The following is a 17,164-nucleotide window of genomic DNA, read 5'->3' as shown; positions in this document are numbered from 1 at the left end:
CCTTCGAAGGCCCCGCTACGACCGGTTGTGCCTGCGGAGGGCGATGCCCGCCGCGACGCCGCCCGCCAGGGCGCCGGCGCCCGCGGCGACCGGCAGGGCGACCATGGTCACCTTGCGGCCGGTGCGGAAGTCGTGGATCGGCCAGTCGTGGTCCTTGGCGTGGTCGCGCAGGTCGCCGTCGGGATTGACGGCGTGCGGGTGGCCGACGGTCGTCAACATCGGCAAGTCGTTGACCGAGTCGCTGTAGGCGGCGCAGCGCGACAGGTCGAGCCCTTCGCGCTGGGCGAGGGCGCGGACGGCCTCCGCCTTGGCCGGCCCGTGCAGCAGGTTGCCCACCAGGCGGCCGGTGTAGACGCCGTCCTTGGTCTCGGCGACGGTGCCGAGGGCGCCGGTGAGGCCGAGACGGTGCGCGATGGTGCGGGCCACCTCGACCGGGGTCGCGGTGACCAGCCAGACCTGCTGGCCGGCGTCCAGGTGCTGGAGCGCGAGGCTGCGGGTGCCGTGCCAGATGCGGTCGGCCATCACCTCGTCGTAGATCTCCTCGCTGAGCCGCACCAGGTCGGCGACCCGCTGCCCGGCCACGAAGGCCAGGGCGGTCTCGCGCGCGTTGCTGATGTGGTCGGCGTTCTCCGCGCCGCGCAGCCGGAACGCGGCCTGGCCCCAGGCGAACATGGCCAGGTCGCGCACGGTGAAGAGCTTGCGGCTGGCGAGTCCGCGCGCGAAGTAGTAGATCGAGGCGCCGCGCATCATCGTGTTGTCGACGTCGAAGAACGCCGCCGCGCTCGGGTCGGGGTCGGGAAGCGGGCCGTTCAGCGCCGCCGCCGCGGCCGCCTCGCCCGCGCTCACGTGATCTTCTTCCCTGTCGCGCTGCCAGAATCGCCGCATGCTCCGAAGACTAGTCAACGGCCTCCGTCAGCCTGTCGCTTCGCCCTGAATTGGGATGGTCCTCACCTCCGTTCAACACGGCCGTCACCAGCCGCTCGCGCAGGACCGCGCGGAATTCCGGATCCGGTCCCGCCCTGCGCACTCGCAGACCCGACAGCGGATTCACGCCGTCGCCCTCTCCCTTGGCCCGCCCTGTCGTCATGTCGCCTTCCTTCGGCCCGCGACCCGGCCGTCCCCCTTCCTGGACGGGCCGTGCCCGGGCACCCCCAACTGCGAAATGCGGTCCTGCCCGCAAGAACGAGCCGGGCAGGGCGGGGTTACGGGCGCACGACGGAATGGACGAATTGTCCAGCGAGCCGCACCGTTCAGGCGCGCAGATCCTCCGGCAGCATGCGGGCCAGCGACCGCACGGCGCGATATTGCAGCGCCTTGATGGCACCGGTCTTCTTGCCCATGACCAGGGCGGTCTCGGCGACCGACAGGCCGTGCAGGAAGCGCAGCACGACGCATTCCTGCTGCTCCGAGCCGAGACGGCGGACGGCAGCCAGGAGCGTCTTGTTGGTCATCGACTCCAGGACGGCCCGCTCGGGACTCTCCTGCGGCCGGTCGGGCTCCAGCAGTTCGGCGGTGCAGACCTCCAGCCGGTAGCGGCTGGACTTGAAGTGGTCGGCGACGAGGTTGCGCGCGATGGTCACCAGCCAGGCGCCGAAGTCCTTGCCCTGCCAGTTGAAGTCGCGCATGCGCCGCAGCGCCCGCAGGAAGGTCTCGCTGGTCAGGTCCTCGGCGAGCGAGTGGGCGCCGACCCGGTAGTAGACGTACCGGTAGACCAGGTCGACGTAGTGGTCGTAGAGGGTGCCGAACGCCTCGGCGTCGCCGTCGCGGGCCTGGAGGACGAGGGCCTTGACCGCCTCGCCGCGCTCCTCCTGCCGGGCGGCGCCGGAACCGGCCTGGCCGGGAACGGACGGTGCGCCCCGCCGGGGCGAACCGGAAAGAGGGGTCGGTCGACGGAGCGACGTCACTCGGGCATCGAGGGTCAAGCTGCTCATGCAGATCTCCTCGGGGCGTACGCGACCTCCGGCGTGAAAAGCCACTCTAGATACCGAGGGGTACGGCAGGCAATGGTGTGCCCCTCGCGAACCCCGGCGGGGCGGGCGGATCCGGCCGTTGGAACGTTGTGGTTCCCCGCACTTCCTCGGGAGCGGTTACCCGTCTCCGCTCCGAATCGGGCACCATGGGGCGCGATGGTCGAAGCTGTTCTCGCGCTCGTGGCGACCCTTGGTGCCTTGGTCACCACCGGGTTGCTCATTTCGCGCGCCTCCAAGGACCGGCTGCTCTACCTGATCGCCTGGTCGGTGACGCTGGTCGGGATCTCCCTCTCGCTGCTGTCGATGACGCTGGGCTTCCTGCTCGGCTTCAACGACGCGCTGTTCCGCGTCATGGAGCTCGGCGGCGCGCTCCTCGCGCCGGTCTGGCTGGCGCTCGGCATGGTCGAGCTGATCGCCCGCGTCGTCCAGGTGCGCTTCGCGGCCTGGCTGTTCGCGGTGTCCTACACCGTGGTGGCCACGGTGATCCTGATGCTCGACCCGCTGCGCGGCTCGTTCAGCAAGAAGCTGCCCAAGCCGGACGACATCTACGACGCGCTGCCGCCGCTGCTGATCAATGGCGCCCATCTGGTCGCGGTCATCGCGCTGGTCGCGTGCGCCATCGTCACCGCGGTGCTGGCGAGCAAGCAGGACCGCGAGGCCTACGAGCTGCTGATCCCGATCGCGCTGGTGGCGCTGGCCGGGGTGCTGGTGGTGGCGGGCACCCGTGGCTACCTGCCCGCCATGATCGCCGTCGTCGCCCTCGGCGCGGCGGCCGGGCTGGTCTGGTACGGCGCGATGCGCACGCTGCCGGTCTACGCCGAGGACGACGGCTACGCCGACGACTACCGCGACGACTACCGCGACGACGCCGCGACCGGCTACGCCGACCAGGGCTACGCCGCGGCCCCGCACCGCGCGCCGGCCGACGAGCAGCACACCGCCGTCTCGCAGGCCCCGCCACCGCCACCGCCGCCACCGCCACCACCGCCGCCGGGCAGGCCCGCGACGCGGCGCGGCGAGCTGCGCTTCCCCGAGCCGGCCGCGAGCGAAGACCTGCGTTTCCCCGAGGCGCCGGCCCGCACCGCGGTCGACGACATGAAGGTGGCCGGCCCGCAGGGGGTCGCCGGCGGCTTCGGCCCGGGCTCCCTGGCGCAGGGCGCCGTCGGGGCCGGGCTCGCCGCCGCGGGCTTCGGCGCCTCCGGGCTCGCCTCCGCCCTCGGCAACGGCCAGGGCGGCGGCCTCGGCGACCTCTCCCGGGCGTGCGGCCAGATCACGGTCTACACGCTGCTGGACGGCCGCGAGGAGGCGTTCGACCGGCTCGCCGACGACTTCGTCCGGGCGGCCCGCATCGCCGAGCCGGACACCCTGATCTTCGCCTGCCACGAGGTGGTCAACGCCCCGACGCAGCGGATCTTCTACCAGCTCTTCCGCGACGAGGGGGCCTTCGAGTCCCACCGCCGGCAGCCGCACCTGCAGCGGTTCCTGGCCGACTCGCGGACCCACGTGCTGGCGACCAACGTCATCGAGCTCAAGCTCGGCGCGGCCAACCTGACGCCGCTGCCGTCGCCGGCGCCCGACCACCCTCGCCTGTGAGCGGATCATGGACGTTCTCATCACCCTGCTCGGCAAGCCCGGCTGCCACCTGTGCGACGACGCGCGGGACGTGATCACCCGGGTCGCCGCCGACCTCGGCGTCGGCTTCGAGGAGCACGACATCACCCGGTCCGAGGAGCTCAACCGGGAATACTGGGAGCAGATCCCGGTCACGCTGATCAACGGCGTCCAGCACGACTTCTGGCGGGTGGACGAGGCCCGGTTGCGCCGGGCCGTGGCCGAATTGACATGACTCCGGCCGGTCGGCGGTAATTTCACTGAAACAGGAATGTCTCGTCTGTCACATCTCGTGGGCGAGTACGGTGGGCCCGACGGGCTCCGGTGGGGCCGCCGGACCCAGCCTGGTCAGGGCTTTCGGCGGTTTCGCGGCCGGGGCGGCAGGTCTCGTGCGCCGGGGGCGACTTTGTGCGTGTATTCACAAAGGCTTAATCTGGTAGACGGCCCTGGGCTGCATCCGGCCTCGGCCGGTCCGGGGCCAGGGGTTCCCGGGCCCCGCCCCAAGCGTCGAGCCCCCGAAGAGCAGGCCGTGACACCTCGACAGACCCGCACTCGCGATCGAGCCGATCGCGGCATTCCCGAAGCCACCGTGGCCCGGCTCCCGGTCTACCTGCGCGCGTTGCACAGCCTGCAGGACCGCGGGGTCGCCACCGTGTCCTCGGAAGAGCTCGCGGCCGCGGCCGGGGTCAACTCGGCCAAGCTGCGCAAGGACCTGTCACACCTCGGCTCGTACGGCACCCGCGGTGTCGGATATGAGGTGGAGTACCTCGTCTACCAGATCTCTCGTGAACTGGGCCTGACCCAGGATTGGGTCGTGGCAATCATCGGGGTCGGTAACCTGGGCCGGGCGCTGGCCGGTTATGGCGGGTTCGCCTCTCGCGGCTTCCGCGTGGCGGGCCTCCTGGACGCCGACGACGAGATCGTCGGCGAGGAGATCTCCGGCCTCACGGTGGAGCACATCGACCGGCTGGAGGACATCATCGCCGAGCGCGGCGTCTCGATCGCCGTCATCGCCACCCCCGCGAACGCCGCCCAGCCGGTGTGCGACCGGGTGGTGTCGTCGGGCGTGACGAGCGTGCTCAACTTCGCTCCGGTGGTGTTGTCGGTGCCCGAGGGCGTCGACGTCCGTAAGGTCGACCTGTCGATCGAGCTCCAGATCCTGGCGTTCCATGAACAGCGCAAGGCCGGCGGCCCGGGCGGTGACTTCGACGGACTGGCCGAGCCCAAGGGCCCGCCCGGCGCGACGCCCACGCAGTATGTGGAGGCAGTAGAGGCATGAGCGTTTTGGTGGTGGGCCTCAGCCATCAGAGTGCCCCCGTGGCGATGCTCGAACGCGCCGCGGTCTCCGGCGACGATCTGCGCAAGCTCCTGCACTCGGTCAACGACGCCCCGCACGTCGCCGAGACCGCCATCGTCTCGACCTGCAACCGGGTCGAGGTCTACGCCGTGGTCGACAAGTTCCACGGCGGCGTCTCCGCGATCTCCGAGCTGCTCTCCCTGCACTCGGGCGTCCCGCTCGACGACCTGTCCCGGCACCTCTACGTGCACTACGAGGACCGGGCCGTCCAGCACGCCTTCTCGGTGGCCTGCGGCATGGAGTCCATGGTCGTCGGCGAGGGCCAGATCCTCGGGCAGATCCGCGCCGCGCTCCGCCTGGCGCAGGACGAGGAGACCATCGGCCGCGACCTGCACGACCTCCTGCAGCAGGCGCTGCGGGTCGGCAAGCGCGCCCACCACGAGACCGGCATCGACCGGGCCGGCGCCTCGCTGGTCAGCGTGGGCCTGGACGTGGCGAGCACCCACCTCGGGCCGCTCGACCGGGTCAGCGCCCTGGTCGTGGGCGCCGGCGCGATGAGCGGGCTGGCCGTGGCGACGCTCGCCCGGGCGGGCGCCCGCGAGATCGTGGTGGCCAACCGCACCCACGAGAAGGCCGTCCGGCTGGCCGCTGAGGCCGCCATGGCCGGGGTGTCGGCCCGCGCGGCCGACCTGGCCGACCTCGACCGGCACCTGGCCGCCGCCGACCTGGTCGTCTCCTGCACCGGCGCCACCGGCCTGGTGATCACCAGGGCGCAGCTGGAGGCCGCCGGCGTCGACGGCCGCCCCCGGTTCTTCCTCGACCTGGCCCTGCCGCACGACGTCGACCCGTCCGTCCGCGACCTTCCCGGAGCCGCGCTCGCCGGGCTCGAGGAGCTCAGGACCGCCGAGCAGGCCGCCGAGGCGATCGGGCCGGAGGCCGTCGAGGCCGTCCGCGCCATCGTCGCGGGCGAGGTGTCGACGTTCCTGGGCGCCGCCCGCGCGGCGGCCGTGGCGCCGACCGTGGTGGCCCTGCGCAGCAAGGCGGCCGACGTCGTCGAGGCCGAGCTGTCCCGGCTGACGGGACGGCTGCCCGAGCTCGACGACAAGGCCCGCAGGGAGATCACGCAGACCGTGCGCCGGGTCGTCGACAAGCTGCTGCACGCGCCGACCGTCCGGGTGAAGGAACTGGCCGCGGCCCCCGGCGGCGACAGCTACGCCGACGCCCTGCGCGAACTCTTCGACCTCGACCCGAAGGCTCCCGAGGCCGTCACGCGAGCCGACATCGCCCGCGAAGCGGGTGATGGCGGCGCAGCTCTCTTTTCCGGGGGGTCTGGGGGGTCGTCCCCCCAGCCCAGCGCTGCCGACATGACGACCGAGGCGGCCGACAACGAAGGACGTTCGCAGTGACGACACTCCGGCTCGGAACCCGCAAGAGCCTCATGGCGATGACCCAGTCCCAGCTGGTCGCCGACGCATTGTCCGAGCGTACGGGGCATGCGGTGGAGCTGGTCGGGGTAACGACCGAGGGTGATGTTTCCAAGGCACTGCTCGCGCAGATCGGGGGCACCGGCGTCTTCGTCAACGGACTCCGGGACAAGCTCCTCGCCGGTGAGGTGGACTTCGCGGTGCACTCGCTGAAGGACCTGCCCACCGGCCCGGCCGACGGGATCGCGCTCGCCGCGACCCCGCGCCGCGACGACCCGCGCGACGCGCTCTGTTCCGCCTCCTTGGCCACGCCCCGCCACCCCCGGGGCGGCCCGGCCAAGCTGGCCGACCTGCCCGCCGGCGCCCGGGTCGGCACCGGCTCGCCGCGCCGGGTCGCGCAGCTGCGCGCGCTGCGCCCCGACCTCGAGGTCGTCCCGATCCGCGGCAACGCCGACACCAGGCTGCGCAAGGTCACCGACGGCGAGCTCGACGCCGTGGTGCTGGCCTACGCCGGGCTGACCCGGATCGGCCGGCTGGAGGCGGTGGCCGAGGTCTTCGAGCCCGACCAGATGTTGCCCGCGCCGGGGCAGGGCTCGCTGGCCCTCGAATGCCGCGCCGACCGGGAGGACCTCCGCGCGATCCTTGGAACGGTCGATGATCGTTCGACCAGGGCCGCGGTCACCGCGGAACGTACGGTGCTGGCGGTGCTCGAAGCGGGATGTTCGGCGCCCGTGGGAGCATACGCATCCGAAGAAGAACAAAAGTTGCATCTGACCGCCGCCGTCGTCGCGCACGACGGCAGCAGCCAGGTTCGGCTGTCCGCAAGCGGCCACCGTGACGAGGCAGAGGAGCTGGGGCGCGATCTCGCCGCCCGGCTGCTCGGCCAAGGGGCCGACCAGTTGATGGGGGAACGCCACATTGAGCCCCAGTAGCAAGAGCCCCGCCGCGCCGAAGGACGCCAGGGCAGGCCAGGCCACGGCCGGTCTGGTGTCGCTCGTCGGCATGGGCCCGGGTGACCCGGGCCTGCTGACGCTGCGCGCCGCCGCGGTCCTGGGCCGTGCCGACGCCGTCGTCGTGGACCGTGCCGACGTCCACCCCGAGTTCCTCTCCCACTGCCGTTCGGACGCCGAGATCATCGACTCCGCCGACGCCGACCCCGGCAAGCTGGCGGCGAAGGCCGCCAAGGCCGGCAAGCACGTCGTGCGGCTGTTCCAGGGCGACCCCGGGCTGGCCTGCGGGCTGGCCGCCGAGGGCGGCGCCCTGGCCAAGGCCGGCATCCCGTTCGAGGTCGTGCCGGGCGTCTCCGCCGCCACCGGCGTGCCCGGCTACGCCGGCATCCCGCTCACCGACGCCAAGCACCGCGAGGTACGGGTCGTCGACGCGTCCGAGGGCGGGGTCGACTGGGAGGCGTTCGCCGCCCCCGGCGTCACCCTGGTCATCCTCGGCGCCGAGGGCACCGTGTCCGAGGTGGCCAAGGGCCTGATCGCGGTCGGCCGGCCGGAGACCACGCCTGCCGCCATGACCAGCATCGGCACCACCACCGAGCAGGAGACCGTGGTCTCCACGCTCCAGCGCCTCGCCGCCGACACCAAGGGCATGGAGTCGCCCGCGCTGATCATCGTCGGCGACGTGGTCGGCTGGCGCGACAAGCTCTCGTGGTTCGAGACCAAGCCGCTGTTCGGCTGGCGCGTGCTGGTGCCGCGCACCAAGGAGCAGGCGGCCTCGCTGTCCGACCAGCTCCGCTCGTACGGAGCGGTGCCCGACGAGGTCCCGACGATCTCGGTCGAGCCGCCGCGCACGCCGCAGCAGATGGACCGCGCCGTCAAGGGCCTGGTGACCGGACGCTACGAGTGGGTCGTCTTCACCTCGACCAACGCGGTCCGCGCGGTCCGCGAGAAGTTCGTCGACTACGGCCTGGACGCCCGCGCGTTCGCCGGTCTCAAGGTCGCCGCGGTGGGCGAGCAGACCGCCGCCGCGCTGGTCGAGTTCGGCATCCAGCCCGACCTGGTGCCCAGCGGCCAGCAGTCCAGCGAGGGCCTGGCCGAAGTGTGGCCGCCCTACGACGAGGACCTCGACCCGATCAACCGCGTGCTGCTGCCGCGCGCCGACATCGCCACCGACACCCTCATCGCCAGGCTCACCGAGCTGGGCTGGGAGTGCGAGGACGTCACCGCCTACCGGACCGTACGGGCCGCGCCGCCGCCCGCCCCGATCCGCGAGGCGATCAAGGGCGGCGGCTTCGACGCCGTGTTGTTCACCTCGTCCTCGACGGTGAAGAACCTCATCGGCATCGCCGGCAAGCCGCACAACGTGACGGTGATCGCGGTGATCGGCCCGCAGACCGCCAAGACCGCGGAGGAGTACGGGCTGCGCGTCGACGTGATGGCCGACAAGCCGTCGGTCTCCGCGCTGGCCGAGGCCCTGGCCGACTACGGCGCCAGGCGCCGGGCCGCCCAGGTCGAGGCCGGCGACCCGCTCCGCAAGCCCAGCCAGATGCGCCGGGGCGCCCGCCGCCGCAAGTGACCGTCCCCGCCCGTGCGGCGACCTGCGGCCATAACACTCGCGGCCGGTCGCCCGCGGGTGCCGGGGAGGCGCGAGTACCCTTGTGGGGGTAGGCACTGCCGCGTCCCTGTCACGTCGCAGCCGCGTTGAAGCGTGTGCCGCCACCCCGAACTCGATCTCAGACCACCGTCGGCAAGGGCGCCGCCGGAGGAAGAAGGGTCATGTCCGCACAGTTTCCCGTCGCGCGTCCCAGGCGGCTCCGGCGCACGCCGGCGCTGCGCCGGATGGTCGCCGAGACCCGGCTCGCCCCGGCCGACCTGGTGCTGCCGATGTTCGTCAAGGAGGACCTCGCCGAGCCCAACGCGGTGAGCTCCATGCCGGGCGTCTTCCAGCACACCCGCGACAGCCTGCGCAAGGCCGCCCACGAGGCCGCCGAGGCCGGGGTCGGCGGGATCATGCTCTTCGGCATCCCGGCGGTCAAGGACGGCACCGGCGCGGCCGCCGACGACCCCGACGGCATCGTCCAGGCGGCCCTGCGCGACCTGCACGCCGACGTGGGCGACGCGATCGTGATCATGGCCGACCTGTGCCTGTGCGAGTACACCGACCACGGCCACTGCGGCATCGTGACCCCGGCCGGCGAGGTCGACAACGACGCCACCCTGGAGCGCTACGCGGCCATCGCGGGCGCCCAGGCCGCCGCCGGAGCCGCCGTCGTGGCGCCCAGCGGCATGATGGACGGCCAGGTCGGTGTGATCCGCGCCGCCCTCGACCGCGCGGGTCACCACGACACCTCGGTGCTCGCCTATTCGGCCAAGTACGCCTCCGCGTTCTACGGCCCGTTCCGCGAGGCCGCCGAGGGCGCCCCGCAGTTCGGCGACCGGTCCACGCACCAGCAGGACCCGGCCAACGCCGACGAGTCGATCCGCGAGGTGCTCCTCGACCTCGACGAGGGCGCCGACATGGTCATGGTCAAGCCCGCCGGCGCCTACCTCGACGTCGTGCGCCGCGTCCGCGACACCGTCGACGTGCCGGTCGCCGCCTACCAGGTGAGCGGCGAGTACGCGATGATCGAGGCCGCCGCCGAGAAGGGCTGGCTCGACCGCGAGCGCGTCATCGACGAGTCCCTGACGGCCATCCGCCGCGCCGGCGCCGACATCGTCCTCACCTACTGGGCGACCGAGGCCGCCCGTCGCCTGGGCCGCCGCTGACGCGGCGGCCGCCCCGGCCCCCGAGCACGTCCGGACGCCCGCCCGCCGTGGCGGGCGTTCCGCGTCTCCGCACCTCCTCGCCGTGTCGCACTCGGTGGCGGATCTGTGACGGTGGGGTGATGTGAATCTTTACTGGTGATCACGTGGCTCTAGTCACTTAGGGTCGTTTGAAGGGGGTTGGCGTGTCCGATCCTCCCGGTTACCTGCATCATCGTTAAGAAGGAGCCAGGTTCGACCATGGTGCACAGGGGGGCGCGATGATGCTGACGGTCTCGGGCGGAAAGCGGCACAAGGCGGGCTCCAGAACGACGACGGCGGCCCTCGACGCGGCCCTGGAATACGCCGCGCTCGGCTGGCCCTGCAGCCTGGGGGCGCACCCTCCGGTGGGCGGGGACCGCGCGTGCTCCTGTGACCGCATCGGGTGTCCCGACCCCGGCGCGCACCCGGTATCGGCGGCCTGGGCGATCCAGGCGTCCACCGACCCCGAGGCGCTGAAACGCCGGTGGTCCGAACGTCCCGAGGCCAACGTGATCCTGCCGACCGGCCGGGTGTTCGACGTCTTCGACGTCCCCGCCGCTGCCGGCACCCAGGCCCTGGCCCGGATCGAGCGCGAGGACCTCCCCGCCGGCCCGGTGGCCTCGGTCGGCGACCGGCACCTGTTCTTCGTGGCCACCCGCGTCTCCGCCGACGAGGACGAGTGGTGGTCGTGCCACCTCGACTGCTCGCCCGAGACGGTCGCCGAGACCCCCGGGATGCGCTGGCACTGCCGCGACAGCTACGTGGTCGCCCCGCCGTCGATCCTCCCGTACGGCCGTGAGGCCGCCTGGATCAAGCCGCCGGACGGTGGGCCGCTCCCGGACCCGCTCCGGCTCCTCGAAGTCCTCTCCGACAGCTGTGAGGCCCTCTAGCCCCCCGCGGCCCGCGGCGCGGTGATCGCGGCCGCCCGGCCCCAGCCCGAATACGACGTCTGCAGCGTCTGCGACCGCTTGCCCTGGCCGATCTTGATCCGGACCTGCGCCGGCAGCCCGTTCTCGCCGACCCGCAGCGCGAACGACACCTGCGTCGCCCTGGTCGCCGTCGCCAGCTGCGTGTAGAACGCCGCCACCTCGCCGTTGCGGGTGAGCTCGGCCACCGGCGCCGTGCCCCGGTAGATCCCGCCCGACCGGGTGAGGCTCGTGCTCGCCTGGAGCAGCGCCGTCACGTTCGCCGCCGACGAACCCGCCCGCACCTGGCCCGCCAGCGCCCCGTAGCCGCGCCCGGCCGCGAGCGGGGCGCTCTGCCACCGCCGGCCCGCCTGCACGTAGACGGTGTCGCCCACCAGCACCGCGCGCGTGCGCTTGCGCAGCGTCTTGGTGCCCGTGACGACCATCGAGTACGAGGGGGGCGCGCCCTGCGCGGTGCGGAACGACCCCTGCGCCGCCGCGGGGCCGCCGCAACACCCGGTGCGCCGGAAGGAGAACGCGGCGCCCGGGGCCGCCGCGGTCGCCTTGCTGACGCGGTCGGCGAGCGTGTCGGCCAGGTCGGTGGTCGAACCGGCCGGCGCGGGGGTGCCGCTGCCCGCCGGGGTCGGCTCCGGCGGGCTCGCCTCACCCTTGTCGTAGATCACCGCGGCGCCGAGCACACCACCGACGATCACCACTCCGGCCACGACGGCCGCCACGACCCGGGACCGCGACGACCGCGCGGGCGGCGAGATCGGGGTGCCCTTGGGCGTGGTGATCCGGGACGGCTTGGGCTCGGGCTGCCGGGCGGTCTGCGTCGAGAGCTCGGTGAGCCGGCTGCGGCCCTGGGCCTCCCAGGACCCGCCGTACGCGGAGACCGCGGCCTCCTCGACGGCGCCGAGCATGTCCGCCGCGGACGCGAAGCGCCGCGCCGGGTCCTTGGCCAGCCCGCGCGAGATCAGGTCGCGCAGCGGCCCCGGCACCTCCTCGACCGGGACGGGCGCCTCGCGGTGGGCCTTGGCCAGGCCCGACTGGCTCCTGGCGTGGAACGGCGGCCGCCCGGTCAGGCACTCGTAGAAGATCGCCGCCGCCGCGTACAGGTCGGTGGCCACGCTCGGCGGCGCCCCGTCCCACAACTCGGGCGCGGCGTACGCCGGCCCGGTCTGTGCCGCCGACCCGGCCGGCGTCAGCGCGAAGTCGGTCAGCCGCCCGTTGCCCGCGCCGTCCACCAGGACGTTGCCCGGCCGCAGCCCCGCGTGCACCACCTCGCGCTCGTGCCCGGACGCCAGGCCCGCCAGGATCCCGCCCAGCATCGCCAGCGCCGCCAGCGGCCCGGTCGGCCCCTGCGCCGCCAGCATCCACCGCAGGCTGACCCCGTTGACGCGTTCCATGACGACCGCCGCGCCGTCAGGGGTGTCGACGAAGTCGTAGAAATCGACCACGTTGGGGTCCTCGAGCTGCGAGAGCCGCCGCGCCGCCGCCCGGAACGCGTCGAGGAACGCCTCGTCGGCCCGGAGCCGCCGATCCAGGTATTTGATCGCGACCTTCGTCTGCGTGAGGTCGTCGACGGCCAGCACGACTCGTCCGGAGGCGCCGTTACCCAGATCCCGGACGTGGGTGAACCCCGGGACCGTCCAGCCGTCAACCACCGTGAAAGCCCATCCCTCCGATACCGCCGGCGCCGGTATGAATGGGGCGTCGGACAAGACCCGCGACGCCGGTGTACTTGGTGGAATATCGGCCGGTTACGGGCGAGGTCAAGGGCTGTCGCCAAACTGGAACTCAACTGCCCGACGACCACCTTCTCGAGCCTTGCGGCTCGGGGGATTGGTCCTCGGGCTCGCGGCTCGCGACTGCCCCCGACGACGGGGCGGTGACGCGGCCGCATGGGGCATGTTGAGAAAGGCCCACGCCGTACGCGCCCGTTGCCGGACGTTGAGTGCGGCGATGTGATCGGCAGGGCCGGCGAACCCGCAGATCACGCATTCGAACCGGCCCCGGGTGGGGCGGTTCTTCGGAGAGGTGTGCCCGCACCAGGCCACGGGGCACATCTGGGAGGTGTAGGCCGGGTCCACTTCGAGGAACGCCACGCCGTCGCGACGGCAGCGGTATTCGATGTGGGCCCCGAGCTGGTGGAACGGCCAGTTGGACAGCGTGGCCCGCTGGTACCGGGGGAACCGTACCCGGTCGCGGATGCCGCCGAGGTCTTCCAGGGCGACTCCGCGTCCGGTGCGTGCGGCATCGGCCACGATCTCTTTTGCGATCTTGTGGTTCACGTGCTGAGCGTGGCGGGCTTCGCGCCGGGCACGCCGTTTGAGCTTGCGCTTGGCGGACTTGGTCGCCTTGGCCTGTAGCTCGGACCGAACACGAGCCATGCGCCGGCGGTACTTGGCCAGGCCGGCACCTGCGTGCTCGACCCCGTCGCTGGTGGAGGCCAGGTTGACGATCCCGCGGTCGACACCGATCCAGTCGGCGGGCGCGGCGTTCAGTTCGGCCTCGGGCATCTCGCATGTCGCTGCCAGCAACCACTTTCCGTCTCGACGGAAGAGATCGGATTCGCCCTGCCTGTAGCGCGCCAGCATCTCCAACTGCCGCGGCCCGCATGAGAACGGAATGCCCTTGGCGCGGCCTTCGACGGTCCAGATGGAGATGGTCGTGGCCTCGACCGCCCACGAGAGATTGCGATCATCGAACGGCTGGGCCGATCCCTTTCGGAAGCGGATCGGATGTGACTCGGCCTTGGTGCGCCGTCCGCAGCCCGGCGGGCCGAGAGACCCCGAGCGGATCTGGGCGCCGAGCGAGGCGTAGGCGTCGGCGACCTTCTTGATCACATGCTGGGCGGCCTGGGCGCCGAGACCGCGTGCCTTGAGCTCGCCGTAGGCCAGCCGCCGGAGGTCGAAGTTGCGGGTCACCGAACGTGCAAAAGCGATCTTGGAGACGTGGTCGGCGGCGTCGTTGCAGGCTTCGAGCGTCGCCATGAGCGCCCGTTCCTGCTCCGGCGTGGGGAACAGCCTCGCCTGCACCACCAACTTCACACCCGGACCATATCGCCGGCCTCGGACACCGGGCAGGGCCGCTCGGCGGCGGTGGGCGGGAGTTGAGAGACTGGGCGGGTGACTGGCATTGAAGACTCCCAACGGCTTTTCGAGCGCGCGAACGAGGTCGTCCCCGGCGGGGTGAACTCGCCGGTACGGGCCTTCCGTGCGGTGGGCGGGACGCCGCGTTTCATGACGGCGGCGCAGGGTCCCTACCTCACGGACGTGGATGGAAACCGGTACGTCGATCTCATCTGCTCCTGGGGGCCGATGATCCTCGGGCACGCGCACCCCGCGGTGGTGGAGGCCGTGCGGGATGCGGCGGCCAAGGGCACCTCGTACGGGACGCCGACTCCGGGGGAGGTGGAGCTGGCCGAGGAGATCGTGGCGCGGACACCGGTCGACAAGGTGCGGCTGGTCAACTCCGGCACCGAGGCGACGATGTCGGCGATCCGGCTGGCGCGCGGGTTCACCGGGCGGTCGAAGATCGTCAAGTTCGCGGGGTGTTACCACGGGCACGTCGACTCGCTGCTGGCGGCGGCCGGGTCGGGGGTGGCGACGCTGGGGCTGCCGGACACGCCGGGCGTCACCGGGGCGACGACGGCCGACACGATCGTGCTGCCGTACAACGACGTGATCGCGGTGGAGGAGGCGTTCGCCGAGTTCGGGCACGAGATCGCCTGCGTGATCACCGAGGCGGTGCCGTGCAACATGGGCGTGGTCCCGCCGCTGCCCGACTTCAACAAGCTGCTCAAGTCGTTGTGCGCGCGGGCCGGGGCGCTGCTGATCATCGACGAGGTGCTCACCGGGTTCCGCGCGTCGCGGTCGGGCTGGTACGGCCTGGAGGGCGTGGCGGGCGACCTGATGACGTTCGGCAAGGTGATGGGCGGCGGGCTGCCGGCGGCGGCGTTCGGCGGGCGCGCGGACGTGATGGACCATCTGGCGCCGGCCGGGCCGGTCTACCAGGCGGGCACGCTCTCGGGCAATCCGCTCGCGACGGCGGCGGGCCTGGCCACGCTGCGGAACGCGACCGACGAGGTCTACACGGCGATCGACCGGGCGGCGTCGCACGTCGCCCAGGCCGCGGCCGAGGCGCTGGCCAAGGAGGGCGTGCCGCACCGCGTGCAGATCGCGGGCAACCTGTTCTCGGTGTTCTTCACCGACGAGCGGGTCGGCGACTTCGAGGTGGCGCAGCGGCAGGACGGCGCGGCGTACGCGGCGTTCTTCCACGAGGCCCTCGACCGCGGCGTGTACCTTCCGCCGTCGTCGTACGAGGTGTGGTTCCTGTCGGCGGCCCATGACGACGAGGCGCTGGAGCGGATCACCGACGCGCTGCCGCACGCGGCGCGGGCGGCAGCGGCGGCGGCTCGTTAGAGGTCCCTGGCGGCGGCGAGGGCGGCCGCCACGGGCTCGGGGGCGGGCGCGTGGAACGGGGCGCGGACGGCGGGGTCGTCGATGAGGCCCCGGTCGGCCAGCGCCGCCTTCAGGACGGCGGGCGACGGCTCGGCGAAGAGCGCCTCGACCATGGGCAGCAGGGCGTTGTGCAGGGAGAGGGCGCGGGCGTGGTTGCCGTTCCGCACCGCCTCGGCCAGTGCCGCGTACGCGGCGGGCGCGAGGCACGCGGACGCGGTGATCCCGCCCGCGGCGCCCAGCTGGAGCATCGGGTGGAGGTAGGCGTCGTCGCCGGCGAGGACCGCCTTGCCGGGCGCGGCGGCCAGGAGGTGCAGGGTGTCCTGGTCGAGGGTGCCGGGGCAGTGCTTGACGCCGGCGACGCAGTCGAGGTCCAGCAGCGCGAGCAGGGCGTCGGCGGAGAGGTGCTTCCCGGTGCGGTACGGGATGTTGTACGGAATGAGCGGCACGTCCACGGCGGCGCCGACGGCCTCGAAGTGGTCGATCACGCCGCGGTCGGTCGGGCGCAGGTAGTAGGGGACGACGACCAGCAGCGCGTCGGCCAGGTGGTGGCGTTCGCGGGCCTGCCGGATCGAGTCCTCGGTGCCCGCGGTGCCGGCGCCGACGATCAGCGGGGTGCCGTGCTCGATCGAGACGGCCCGGCACGTCTCCAGGACGGCGCGCTGCTCGGCGCCGGACAGCAGGGCCGCCTCGCCGGTGGTGCCGAGCGCCACCAGGCCGGAGGCGCCGTTCTCGAGGCAGTGCCGGGCGAGGCGTTCGAGCGACTTGACGTCGACCTCGCCCGCCAGGGTGTACGGGGTCACGAGGGACGCGTGGACACCATGCATGTTGATCACCTGCTGGAGAGGGCCGGTTCGGGCGTGGAGACGGGGAGGGGCGGCCGGGCGGCGCCGCGGCGGATGCTGCCGAGGGCGACCCCGCCGACGATGAGGGCGGCGGCGAAGAGGCGCGTGCCGCTGACGCCCTCGCCGAGGACGACGATGGTGGAGGCGATCCCGAACGGCGGGACGAGCAGCGCGTACATCGCGACCGTGCCCGCCTCGTACCGCCGCATCAGCCAGCCCCACGCGCCGAACCCGACGAGCGTCGACAGGTAGGCGATGTAGGCCAGCGAGGCCCAGGCCTGCCAGGGCACGTGGGTGAGCGCGTCGAGGTCGGCGGACGGGCCCTCGAAGATCAGCGAGAGCGTGAACATCGGCAGCGGCGGCACCAGCGACATCCACACCATGAACGCGAAGCCGTCGACGGGCTCGGGGGTGGCCTGGTTCATCATGCGCATCAGGACGTTGCCCAGGCCCCAGGACGCGGCGGCGCCGACGGTGAGCACGAACGCCAGGATCGGGCTGCCCTGGCCGAAGTCGACCCCGATCAGCGTGACCCCGCCCAGCGCGATCAGCATCCCGGCCGACTGCAGCGGGCGGGGACGTTCGTGCAGCAGGCCGATGGCGAACACGGTCGTGAAGAGCGCCGCCGACTGGAGGAGGACGGAGGCCAGGCCGGCGGGCATGCCCTGCCGCATGCCGAGGAACATCAGGCCGAACTGGCCGACGCCGATCGCCGTGCCGATCATGAGGATCCACTTCCACGCCACCGGCGGCCGGCGGACGAAGAAGACCGCCGGCAGCGCCGACACGACGAAGCGCAGGCCGGCGAAGAGCAGGGGCGGGAACGTGTCCAGGCCGATCTTGATCGGCACGAAGTTGAAGCCCCAGATGGCGGCGATCATCACGGCGAGCAGCAGGTGACGGGGTGACATGCCATCA

15 protein-coding genes are annotated in these 17,164 nt (G+C 72.6%); 9 read left to right on the top strand and 6 right to left on the bottom strand.

The features are described 5' to 3' along the window. Nucleotides 1-15: 15 nt before the first annotated feature. On the bottom strand, nucleotides 16-885 hold the full coding sequence (locus tag ABZ810_RS04950) for an HAD-IB family hydrolase (protein ID WP_358399326.1): 870 nt from the start codon (nucleotides 883-885) through the stop codon (nucleotides 16-18). A 365-nt stretch (nucleotides 886-1,250) separates the two neighbouring features. Then, nucleotides 1,251-1,931 (bottom strand): ECF subfamily RNA polymerase sigma factor, BldN family, encoded by a 681-nt coding sequence (locus ABZ810_RS04945; RefSeq protein ID WP_358399323.1) that lies wholly within the window; start codon nucleotides 1,929-1,931, stop codon nucleotides 1,251-1,253. Between the two features lie 195 nt (nucleotides 1,932-2,126). On the opposite strand from ABZ810_RS04945, the gene ABZ810_RS04940 reads away from it, so the two are divergent. From ABZ810_RS04940 to ABZ810_RS04905, 8 genes are all read left to right on the top strand, one after another. Further along, nucleotides 2,127-3,563 carry an antibiotic biosynthesis monooxygenase gene (locus ABZ810_RS04940; protein ID WP_358399321.1) on the top strand — a complete coding sequence of 479 codons (1,437 nt, stop codon included), beginning with the start codon at nucleotides 2,127-2,129 and terminating at the stop codon, nucleotides 3,561-3,563. 7 nt (nucleotides 3,564-3,570) lie between these two features. After that, nucleotides 3,571-3,816, top strand: coding sequence for a glutaredoxin family protein (locus ABZ810_RS04935; RefSeq protein WP_358399319.1), 246 nt, complete (start codon nucleotides 3,571-3,573; stop codon nucleotides 3,814-3,816). Nucleotides 3,817-4,110: 294 nt separating this feature from the next. After that, nucleotides 4,111-4,860, top strand: coding sequence for a redox-sensing transcriptional repressor Rex (locus tag ABZ810_RS04930; RefSeq protein ID WP_358399317.1), 750 nt, complete (start codon nucleotides 4,111-4,113; stop codon nucleotides 4,858-4,860). Continuing rightward, nucleotides 4,857-6,284 carry a glutamyl-tRNA reductase gene (locus ABZ810_RS04925; RefSeq protein WP_358399316.1) on the top strand — a complete coding sequence of 476 codons (1,428 nt, stop codon included), beginning with the start codon at nucleotides 4,857-4,859 and terminating at the stop codon, nucleotides 6,282-6,284. The genes ABZ810_RS04930 and ABZ810_RS04925 overlap by 4 nt, the downstream gene beginning before the upstream one ends. Further along, nucleotides 6,281-7,234, top strand: coding sequence for a hydroxymethylbilane synthase (gene hemC, locus ABZ810_RS04920; RefSeq protein WP_358399314.1), 954 nt, complete (start codon nucleotides 6,281-6,283; stop codon nucleotides 7,232-7,234). Before ABZ810_RS04925 ends, hemC begins: the two co-directional genes overlap by 4 nt. After that, the gene (locus tag ABZ810_RS04915; RefSeq protein ID WP_358399312.1) at nucleotides 7,221-8,825 is read left to right on the top strand and encodes a uroporphyrinogen-III synthase; all 1,605 of its coding nucleotides are present in this window, start codon (nucleotides 7,221-7,223) and stop codon (nucleotides 8,823-8,825) included. Before hemC ends, ABZ810_RS04915 begins: the two co-directional genes overlap by 14 nt. 200 nt (nucleotides 8,826-9,025) lie before the next feature. Continuing rightward, a complete protein-coding gene (gene hemB, locus ABZ810_RS04910) occupies nucleotides 9,026-10,015 on the top strand; it encodes a porphobilinogen synthase (RefSeq protein WP_358399310.1) in 990 nt (329 codons plus the stop codon). Between the two features lie 260 nt (nucleotides 10,016-10,275). Then, nucleotides 10,276-10,923, top strand: coding sequence for a bifunctional DNA primase/polymerase (locus tag ABZ810_RS04905; RefSeq protein ID WP_358400297.1), 648 nt, complete (start codon nucleotides 10,276-10,278; stop codon nucleotides 10,921-10,923). Here the strand turns inward: ABZ810_RS04905 and ABZ810_RS04900 are convergent. Both ABZ810_RS04900 and ABZ810_RS04895 read right to left on the bottom strand, forming a co-directional pair. Further along, entirely contained in the window at nucleotides 10,920-12,605 is a 1,686-nt protein-coding gene (locus ABZ810_RS04900; protein WP_358399308.1) for a serine/threonine-protein kinase, read from the bottom strand. The genes ABZ810_RS04905 and ABZ810_RS04900 overlap by 4 nt on opposite strands. Before the next feature lie 108 nt (nucleotides 12,606-12,713). Continuing rightward, nucleotides 12,714-13,991: a transposase gene (locus ABZ810_RS04895; protein WP_358399306.1), complete on the bottom strand. Its 1,278-nt coding sequence runs from the start codon at nucleotides 13,989-13,991 to the stop codon at nucleotides 12,714-12,716. A gap of 78 nt (nucleotides 13,992-14,069) precedes the next feature. On the opposite strand from ABZ810_RS04895, the gene hemL reads away from it, so the two are divergent. Then, complete coding sequence (gene hemL, locus ABZ810_RS04890; protein WP_358399305.1) at nucleotides 14,070-15,365, top strand: glutamate-1-semialdehyde 2,1-aminomutase; 1,296 nt, start codon at nucleotides 14,070-14,072, stop codon at nucleotides 15,363-15,365. Here the strand turns inward: hemL and ABZ810_RS04885 are convergent. Next, nucleotides 15,362-16,228, bottom strand: coding sequence for a dihydrodipicolinate synthase family protein (locus ABZ810_RS04885; RefSeq protein ID WP_358399303.1), 867 nt, complete (start codon nucleotides 16,226-16,228; stop codon nucleotides 15,362-15,364). The genes hemL and ABZ810_RS04885 overlap by 4 nt on opposite strands. A 5-nt stretch (nucleotides 16,229-16,233) precedes the next feature. Further along, complete coding sequence (locus ABZ810_RS04880) at nucleotides 16,234-17,157, bottom strand: EamA family transporter (RefSeq protein WP_358399301.1); 924 nt, start codon at nucleotides 17,155-17,157, stop codon at nucleotides 16,234-16,236. Nucleotides 17,158-17,164: the final 7 nt, after the last annotated feature.

It is taken from the genome of Spirillospora sp. NPDC047279 (genome assembly GCF_040643285.1).
Classification (GTDB): Bacteria; Actinomycetota; Actinomycetes; order Streptosporangiales; family Streptosporangiaceae; genus Spirillospora.
The sequence above is the reverse complement of the archived record's forward strand: the minus strand, read 5'-3'. Positions and strand labels throughout refer to the sequence as shown.